The sequence below is a fragment of the uncultured Devosia sp. genome, from assembly GCF_913055165.1.
GTDB lineage: Bacteria > Pseudomonadota > Alphaproteobacteria > Rhizobiales > Devosiaceae > Devosia.
On record NZ_CAJXJS010000046.1, the window covers coordinates 21,413 to 28,373 of the forward strand.

A 6,961-nucleotide genomic window follows, 5' to 3' on the forward strand; every position below is an offset into this window, starting at 1 on the left:
ACAGCCGTCGTTACAAGTTACAACATACTGATATTATAACTTGTTGACAAGGGAGCTTGGCGACGCTTATTGCTTCGTCATGAACGATAAGCAAAAGTCCATCTCTTCCGACACCATCCTGCAGGCCGCTACGGCGCTGGTTCGCCGGCTGGGCGAAGGCAAGACAAGCATGGTGGATATCGGGAAAGCTTTGGGGGTGAGCCACGCAGCGCTTTATCGTCTCTACCCGTCGAAATCTGCCATCATGGACGCAATCGTGCGGCAAGCGATGGATGATGAAGCGGAGCTTGCCAGCAAATGGCTTGAACGGGACGGCCCGGCCGCTGATCGAATGTTGAGCATGATTTTGGACATTCACCACCGCAAGCGGTCGCGCTTCAGTGGCGACCGGGAGATCCATGACCTGTACCGGCGCATCATGGTTGAGCGGCAGGACATGATCCGCGTCTATGCTGAGCGAATGACTCTTCTGATTGAGACGCTAATTACTCAGGGCGTCGAGCGGGGCGAGTGGCGCGTCAGCGATGTTTCCGTGGCAGCGGGCGTGGTTCGGGACGGTGTAACGCCCTTTATTCATCCCCAGTTCGTGGCACTGGCCGTTGACGCTGGCTCGCCTGTCGAGGATCAGCTGCGGGCCATGGTGACGACGCTAACCAAGGCATTTGAGGCTGGTGTTGACTACACCGCCATTCCACCACGGCACTAACGAAATCAGCACTGTAGGTGGCTGGCATTGGGCCAGGAACCGATTTCCTCATGCAGTTCCCGTCCAACCTATGACCGCTTTTGAGAGTTGTTGATGGTCGGCCGAACGACCGTAACGGGGTCGCCTCCTATCGCCGTCCAGAAAAGTAATCCCCGCCCCCTTTCCTTTCCCCATACTCTCCCCGTCCTCACCGACAACACGCGGTACCGACGAAGTGCCGGGTGAGGGGGCAGGCCGCACGGTGTCGATCGGGCGGAGGCGTGTATGCTGACCACCGGCCGGTTGCCGGCGGCACGGGCTTGAGATCGGGACCAAGCGCCATCGCGAGGTTCCACCGGCAGACCATCGCCGGACGCATCCATCCCGTGATCCGGGGCAACAACCCGCAAGGGGGTCGCTCGATGCGTGCGTCCGAAATCCTGTTCGTGGGAAGCGGCTTTCGCCTCTTCTTTATTTACTCGGGGCGAAAGCCGCTTTTCACCGTGCCAAACCCGGAGACGCCAGCGTCGTCCGGCCCCGAACCATGTCCGAAACTGGGTACGCTTCTCTGCGCGCTTGGTCTTTGGGGCAGTACACTGAAAGGACAGGCAGTCCAGGCGACCGGCAAGGATCAACATACTAAGGAAAAAAAACAAAAAGGGTCCCGAAGGACCCTTTGCACCAAGGCTTGCGACACCTTGGAAATTGGAGCGGGCGATGGGATTCGAACCCACGACCCTAACCTTGGCAAGGTTATGCTCTACCCCTGAGCTACACCCGCGCTCCGTTGTCTCCAGCACTTGTAAGTGCGGCGACGGGCGCTATATGCCCAATCGCCGATCCGAATGCAACCCGGTTTTTGAAGGTTTTGTGTTTCTTGGGAAAGCCTGTGGGAATCGGGGGTTGCCAGTTGGGTGTTTGCGGGCGCAAAAAGGCCGCGAACGCTGCGTTTCTTGCCCAGTCGAAGAGTGGAAAACCATGACCTTGTCTTTTGATGGCGCTGCCGGCGCCGATCCGGTGCCCGCCGATCTCATCCGGGATGGCTCTGATGCCGGCTTCAAGGCCGATGTCATCGATGCCTCGCTCGAGGCGCCGGTGCTGGTCGACTTCTGGGCCCCCTGGTGCGGCCCCTGCCGCCAGCTCGGTCCGGCCATTGAAAAAGTGGTCAAGGAAAAGGCTGGCCAGATCAGATTGGTCAAGATCAATATCGATGAGCATCCCCAGATCGCGGGGCAATTGGGGGTGCAGTCCATCCCGGCAGTCTTTGCCTTCGCTGGCGGCCGTCCGGTGGATGGGTTCATGGGCGCCATGCCCGAGGGCGAGGTGCGGCGCTTCGCCGAGAAGATCATTGCCGCCGCGCCGGCCGGGGCCGGGCAGGCCGCGGGCGCCGATTCTCTTAAGGCCCAGATCGCCCAGGCCCTGGAGGTCGCCCGCTCGGCCATCGCCGCTGGTGACCTGGGGCAGGCCGCGCAGATTTTCGGCATGGTTTTGCAGCACGCCCCGGACAATGCCGAGGCCCTGATCGGCCTGGCCGGTGTCTATATCAGCGCCGGCGAGTTTGAACAGGCCAAGGCCACGTTGGACATGGTGCCCGAGGACCAGCGCAAGGGCGACGTCTATACCGCGCATCTGCACGCCATCCGTCTCAAGGAAGAAGCAGCCGGCCTGTCGGAAGCAGCCACGCTTGAAGCGGCGATCGCCGCCAATCCTGACGATCATCAAGCCCGGCTCGATCTGGCCGTGGTGCTCAACGCCGAAGGCAAGCGCCTGGAGGCCGCTGAGGCCCTCGTGGCCAGCTTCAAGCGCGATCGCGGCTGGAACGAGGAAGCAGCGCGCAAGAAGCTGCTGGAGTTCTTCGAGGCCTGGGGCGCCAAGGACCCCGCCACCCTCAAGGGCCGCCGCATGCTTTCGGCGGTGCTTTTCTCGTAATAGGAACCGAGATGCTCAAGCGACCGACCAGCCCGGCCGAACTGCCCAAATCCGTTCCGGTGTTTCCCTTGAGCGGGGCGCTGCTGCTGCCGTTTTCGCATCGCCCACTCAATGTTTTTGAGCCGCGTTATATTGAAATGGTCGACGCCGCCTTGCGGGGCGATCGCCTGATCGCGCTAATTCAGCCTGAGGACACCAGCGAGGAAAGCCCCAAGGGCAGGGCACCGCTGCAGAAAGTGGGGTGCCTGGGGCGGATCACCCATTTCGAGGAAAGCGGTGATGGGCGTTATTTCATCATTCTGGAGGGCGTCACCCGCTTCCGTTTGGTGCACGAGCTGACCGTACTCACCCCCTATCGCCAATGCGTGATCTCTGCCGAGGGCTATGAAGCCGACTTCGCCCGCAACCATGGCGAGGACGCCGTGGATCGGGTCCGCTTCGTCAAAATGATGCGCGATTATGCCGAGTTCGCCAATTTCGAGCTCAACTGGGAAGAGATCGAGAGCACTGGAACCGCGGACCTGGTCAATTTCTGCTGCATGGTCTCGCCCTATGGTGCTGCCGAAAAACAGGTGCTGCTCGAAGCGCTGACCCTTGAGGAGCGCGCCGAAACGCTGATCGCCATGACCGAATATGAAATGGCACGCGGCGGCTCGGACGGCGCGGCGCCGCTCAACTGATGAGCGAAGAAGAGGTCGATCCGCGCCATGTGCTCGACCGGCACATGCTCGAAATGCTGGTGTGTCCCTTGACCAAAACCCGGTTGACGCTTTCGGCGGACAAGACCGAGCTGATCTCCATTGCCGCGCGGCTGGCCTTTCCCATCCGCAAGGGGGTGCCGCTTCTGAGCCTGGACGAGGCCCGCAATGTCGAGCCGGAGGAGCTACAGCGGCATTCGGGGTGAACCCCGCTGCGTGCATTCCGGTCCCCTGCTGCAAAGGACTTGTCACCGTCCCGTCCGACCGGAAGCCCGGAGCCGTGTTTCAGGTCAGATCGGCATGCCGGCAAGCAGTTTCGGGGCACCACCGCCAATGCCGGACGCCGCCCGGATCAGGGCTGATTTCACCGGCCCGGCCCGATCCACCAGCCCCAGCCCGAGATCGCGCAGGGCGCGCAGCGGGGCGATGTCATTGGAAAACAGCCGGTTCATCCCGTCGGTCACCAGCGCCATGGACGCAGTGTCCAGCCGCCGCCAGCTCTGGTACCGCTCCAGCACATCCGGCGCGCCGTGGTCGAGCCCGAGCCGCATGGCCTCGACGATCACCTCGGCCAGTGCTGCCACATCCTTGAGGCCCAGATTGAGCCCCTGCCCGGCGATCGGATGCACCACATGGGCCGCATCGCCCACCAGCGCCAGGCGCGGGCCGACAAAGCTCCTGGCCAGTTGCAGGCGCAGCGGAAAGCCCATCAACTGGTCTTCCAGACGCACGGTCCCCAGGCTTGAGCCCATCGCTGTCTCGATTTCCTCGGCCAGCGCCTCGGGGGTCATGGCCAGGAAATCTGGTGCCGTCTCGCGGCTTTCCGTCCAAACCAGCGATGACCGATTGCCCGGCAGCGGCAGGCTGGCAAAGGGGCCGGCGGGCCGGAAATGCTCATAGGCTACCCCCTGATGCGGCAGTTCATGGGCGATGGTGGCCACCAACCCGGTCTGCCCGTAATCATGCCCGATCGTGTCGATTCCTGCCCGTTGCCGCAGGGCAGACTGCGCGCCGTCGGCAGCCACGATCAGCGGCGCCGACAAGACCCGCCCATCGGACAAGACCAGCTGGCCGGCCACGCCATCGCTCGACCATCCGGTAATCTCGGCTGGCGCCACAATCGCGATGGCGTTTTCAACCGCGGCCATCAGGGCGCCGCCGCTAACCTGGTTCGGCACCATATGCGCAAAGGGTTCCCCGGGCGCGATTTCGCCCTCAAAGCTCAGGAACAGCGGCCTTGCCAGGTCCCCGGTGCCCGAATCGGTGATATGCATGGCGGTGATCGGCTGGGACTGGCCTTCCATGTCATCCCATACCCCCAGGGCCTCGAAAACCCTGCGCACACCCGCCGCAATGGCTGAAGCCCGGTTGTCGCGCGGCACCGAAAGCGGCCGCCGGTCCACCAGGCAGACCCGGATGCCCGGCGCCGAACGGATGAGCGCCAAGGCAAGGGTCATGCCCACATGCCCACCACCCACTATGATGACATCGTGACGCTCAATACCGGACTTGGCCATGCTGATCTCCTTGGCATCATTGTCCGTCTTGGCGCCTGGGTAGGCAAGCGCATCATTGCCGCGGGCAGACATGCCCAATCCATGGGCATATTCCATTGCGCTCAAGATTGTTGCTCAAAATTTCATCATCAATGCCGCGCCTTGGAGTTGCCACAATTAGCAACTGTCAAGCGACCAAAGTCTAACTAGCTGAAAAACAAGAGTTTTATAGAGGCGTTCGCAGTTTGGCACGGCTCTTGAGTCCATTGGGGCATCGAACACCCAAGGCAGAAAGGGGCAAGCATGAAACTGGTGGTTGCAATCATCAAACCATCACGGCTCGAGGAGGTGCGGCAGGCGCTCAACTCGCTCGACGTTCACGGCATGACCGTGACCGAGGTGAAGGGCTATGGCCGTCAGAAGGGCCATTCGGAAATCTATCGTGGCACCGAATATGCCGTGCATTTCCTGCCCAAGCTCAAAGTCGAGATCGCTGTCGACGACGCCATCGCCGACGCTGTCAGCACTGCCATTCGTGACGCTGCCCAGACCGGGCGTATCGGCGATGGCAAGATCTTCGTGCTCGACCTGCTTGCCGTCACCCGCATCCGCACCGGTGAAACCGGCGCCTCTGCGCTCTGACGCCACCGATTTCAGGAGAAATAAAGACAATGACAGGGTTCAAGACTCCCCTAAAGATCGCCGGTGGTGTGGCCTTGGCCTCGCTGCTGCTGTCGCTTCCGGCCCTTGGCCAGGACGCGGCTCCCGCCGAGGAAGTGGCTGTAACGCTGAGCGAAGGCGTTTCCGCCGACGTGGTGTTCATCCTCAATTCGCTATTGATGATCATCGGCGGCATTCTGGTGTTCTGGATGGCCGCTGGCTTCGCCATGGTCGAGGCGGGCATGGTCCGCACCAAGAACGTGTCCATGCAGCTTCTGAAGAACGTTTCGCTCTTCGCCGTCGCCTGCCTGATGTACTATCTCATCGGCTACAATCTGATGTACCCGCTCGGTAACTGGGCCATGGGCTCGGATGAAACCGGCGGCTATCTCGGTGCCTTCGGTATTGCCATTCTCGAAGCCGTTGGCATCACCGCCGATAGCGCTGATGATTTCTCCTACGCAGCCACCAGCTCGGACTTCTTCTTCCAGGTGATGTTCTGTGCCACGACCGCCTCGATTGTTTCGGGCACGCTGGCCGAGCGCATCAAGCTGCTGCCTTTCCTGCTGTTCACCGTGGTCCTGACCGCGCTGATCTACCCGATCCAGGCGTCCTGGAAGTGGGGTGGCGGCTTCCTCGACAGCCAGTTCGGCTTCCTGGACTTTGCTGGTTCCACCGTTGTGCACTCGGTGGGTGGTTGGGCCGCTCTCGCCGGTGTCATCCTGCTCGGTGCGCGCCGTGGCAAGTACAATGCCGATGGTTCGGTCAACGCCATGCCTGGCTCCTCCATGCCGCTGGCGACCCTGGGTGTCTTCATCCTGTGGATGGGCTGGTACGGCTTTAACGGCGCCTCGCAGCTCGCCATGGGTTCGGTGGGTGACGTGGCCGATGTTGGCCGCATCATGGCTAACACCAATGCCGGTGCCGTCGGTGGCGCGCTCGCCGCTCTGGTCCTGACCGCCATCATCTACAAGAAGGTCGACCTGACCTTCGTGCTCAACGGCGCTCTGGCTGGCCTTGTGGCTGTCACCGCAGAGCCGCTGACCCCCGGTCTGGGTACGGCCACCATCATTGGTGCCGTGGGCGGCCTGCTCGTGGTCTTCTCGGTGCCGCTGCTCGACAAGCTCAAGATCGACGACGTTGTTGGTGCCATCCCGGTCCACCTGTTCGCCGGTATCTGGGGCACCATCGCCGTGGTCTTCACAAACCCGGATGCAACACTGGGCGGTCAGCTGATCTCGATCATCATCGTGGGCATCTTCGTCTTCGTGGTGAGCTTTGTGGTCTGGTTCATCCTCAAGTCCATCATGGGCCTGCGCCCAACCGCTGAAGATGAAGATCTGGGTCTGGACAAGGCCGAGGTCGGCGTCGAAGCCTATCCTGAGTTCAAGTAACTCGCACTCTGGGGGGTCGGGCTTTGTGTCCGGCCACCCTCGCTTGCCAGCGGCGTGCAGCCCGCGTCCCTCTTGGCCCGCCACAGAGGCTTCCCACTC

The 6,961-nt window shown here is 61.9% G+C and carries 7 protein-coding genes and 1 tRNA gene; 6 read left to right on the forward strand and 2 right to left on the reverse strand.

Annotated features, from left to right (window positions below):
* Positions 1-79: 79 nt before the first annotated feature.
* Positions 80-706, forward strand: coding sequence for a TetR/AcrR family transcriptional regulator (locus tag QZ564_RS14095; protein WP_297111118.1), 627 nt, complete (start codon positions 80-82; stop codon positions 704-706).
* A gap of 685 nt (positions 707-1,391) precedes the next feature.
* Here the strand turns inward: QZ564_RS14095 and QZ564_RS14100 are convergent.
* A tRNA-Gly gene (locus QZ564_RS14100) sits at positions 1,392-1,466 on the reverse strand.
* A gap of 197 nt (positions 1,467-1,663) precedes the next feature.
* Between QZ564_RS14100 and QZ564_RS14105 the strand changes: the two genes are divergently transcribed.
* The 3 genes from QZ564_RS14105 to QZ564_RS14115 are packed head-to-tail and all read left to right on the forward strand — an operon-like array spanning position 1,664 to position 3,518.
* Positions 1,664-2,614 (forward strand): co-chaperone YbbN, encoded by a 951-nt coding sequence (locus QZ564_RS14105; protein ID WP_297111121.1) that lies wholly within the window; start codon positions 1,664-1,666, stop codon positions 2,612-2,614.
* Positions 2,615-2,625: 11 nt separating this feature from the next.
* The gene (locus QZ564_RS14110) at positions 2,626-3,294 is read left to right on the forward strand and encodes an LON peptidase substrate-binding domain-containing protein (RefSeq protein ID WP_297111124.1); all 669 of its coding nucleotides are present in this window, start codon (positions 2,626-2,628) and stop codon (positions 3,292-3,294) included.
* Positions 3,294-3,518 carry a Trm112 family protein gene (locus tag QZ564_RS14115; protein WP_297111127.1) on the forward strand — a complete coding sequence of 75 codons (225 nt, stop codon included), beginning with the start codon at positions 3,294-3,296 and terminating at the stop codon, positions 3,516-3,518. Before QZ564_RS14110 ends, QZ564_RS14115 begins: the two co-directional genes overlap by 1 nt.
* An 84-nt stretch (positions 3,519-3,602) precedes the next feature.
* Here the strand turns inward: QZ564_RS14115 and QZ564_RS14120 are convergent, their stop codons facing one another.
* Positions 3,603-4,925 (reverse strand): FAD-dependent monooxygenase, encoded by a 1,323-nt coding sequence (locus tag QZ564_RS14120; RefSeq protein WP_363312215.1) that lies wholly within the window; start codon positions 4,923-4,925, stop codon positions 3,603-3,605.
* A 186-nt stretch (positions 4,926-5,111) separates the two neighbouring features.
* Here QZ564_RS14120 and QZ564_RS14125 point away from each other — a divergent pair, with 186 nt between their 5' ends.
* Positions 5,112-5,450, forward strand: a complete 339-nt coding sequence (locus tag QZ564_RS14125; protein ID WP_297111136.1) for a P-II family nitrogen regulator — start codon at positions 5,112-5,114, stop codon at positions 5,448-5,450.
* 29 nt (positions 5,451-5,479) lie between these two features.
* Complete coding sequence (locus tag QZ564_RS14130) at positions 5,480-6,862, forward strand: ammonium transporter (protein WP_297111138.1); 1,383 nt, start codon at positions 5,480-5,482, stop codon at positions 6,860-6,862.
* Positions 6,863-6,961 lie beyond the last annotated feature (99 nt).

Bases quoted from the DNA above. Each gene is read 5' to 3' on its own strand.
- QZ564_RS14110 (WP_297111124.1), top strand. From the start codon at position 2,626: ATGCTCAAGCGACCGACCAGCCCGGCCGAACTGCCCAAATCCGTTCCG.
- QZ564_RS14115 (WP_297111127.1), top strand. From the start codon at position 3,294: ATGAGCGAAGAAGAGGTCGATCCGCGCCATGTGCTCGACCGGCACATG.
- QZ564_RS14105 (WP_297111121.1), top strand. From the start codon at position 1,664: ATGACCTTGTCTTTTGATGGCGCTGCCGGCGCCGATCCGGTGCCCGCC.
- QZ564_RS14120 (WP_363312215.1), bottom strand. From the start codon at position 4,925: ATGGAATATGCCCATGGATTGGGCATGTCTGCCCGCGGCAATGATGCG.
- QZ564_RS14130 (WP_297111138.1), top strand. From the start codon at position 5,480: ATGACAGGGTTCAAGACTCCCCTAAAGATCGCCGGTGGTGTGGCCTTG.
- QZ564_RS14095 (WP_297111118.1), top strand. From the start codon at position 80: ATGAACGATAAGCAAAAGTCCATCTCTTCCGACACCATCCTGCAGGCC.
- QZ564_RS14125 (WP_297111136.1), top strand. From the start codon at position 5,112: ATGAAACTGGTGGTTGCAATCATCAAACCATCACGGCTCGAGGAGGTG.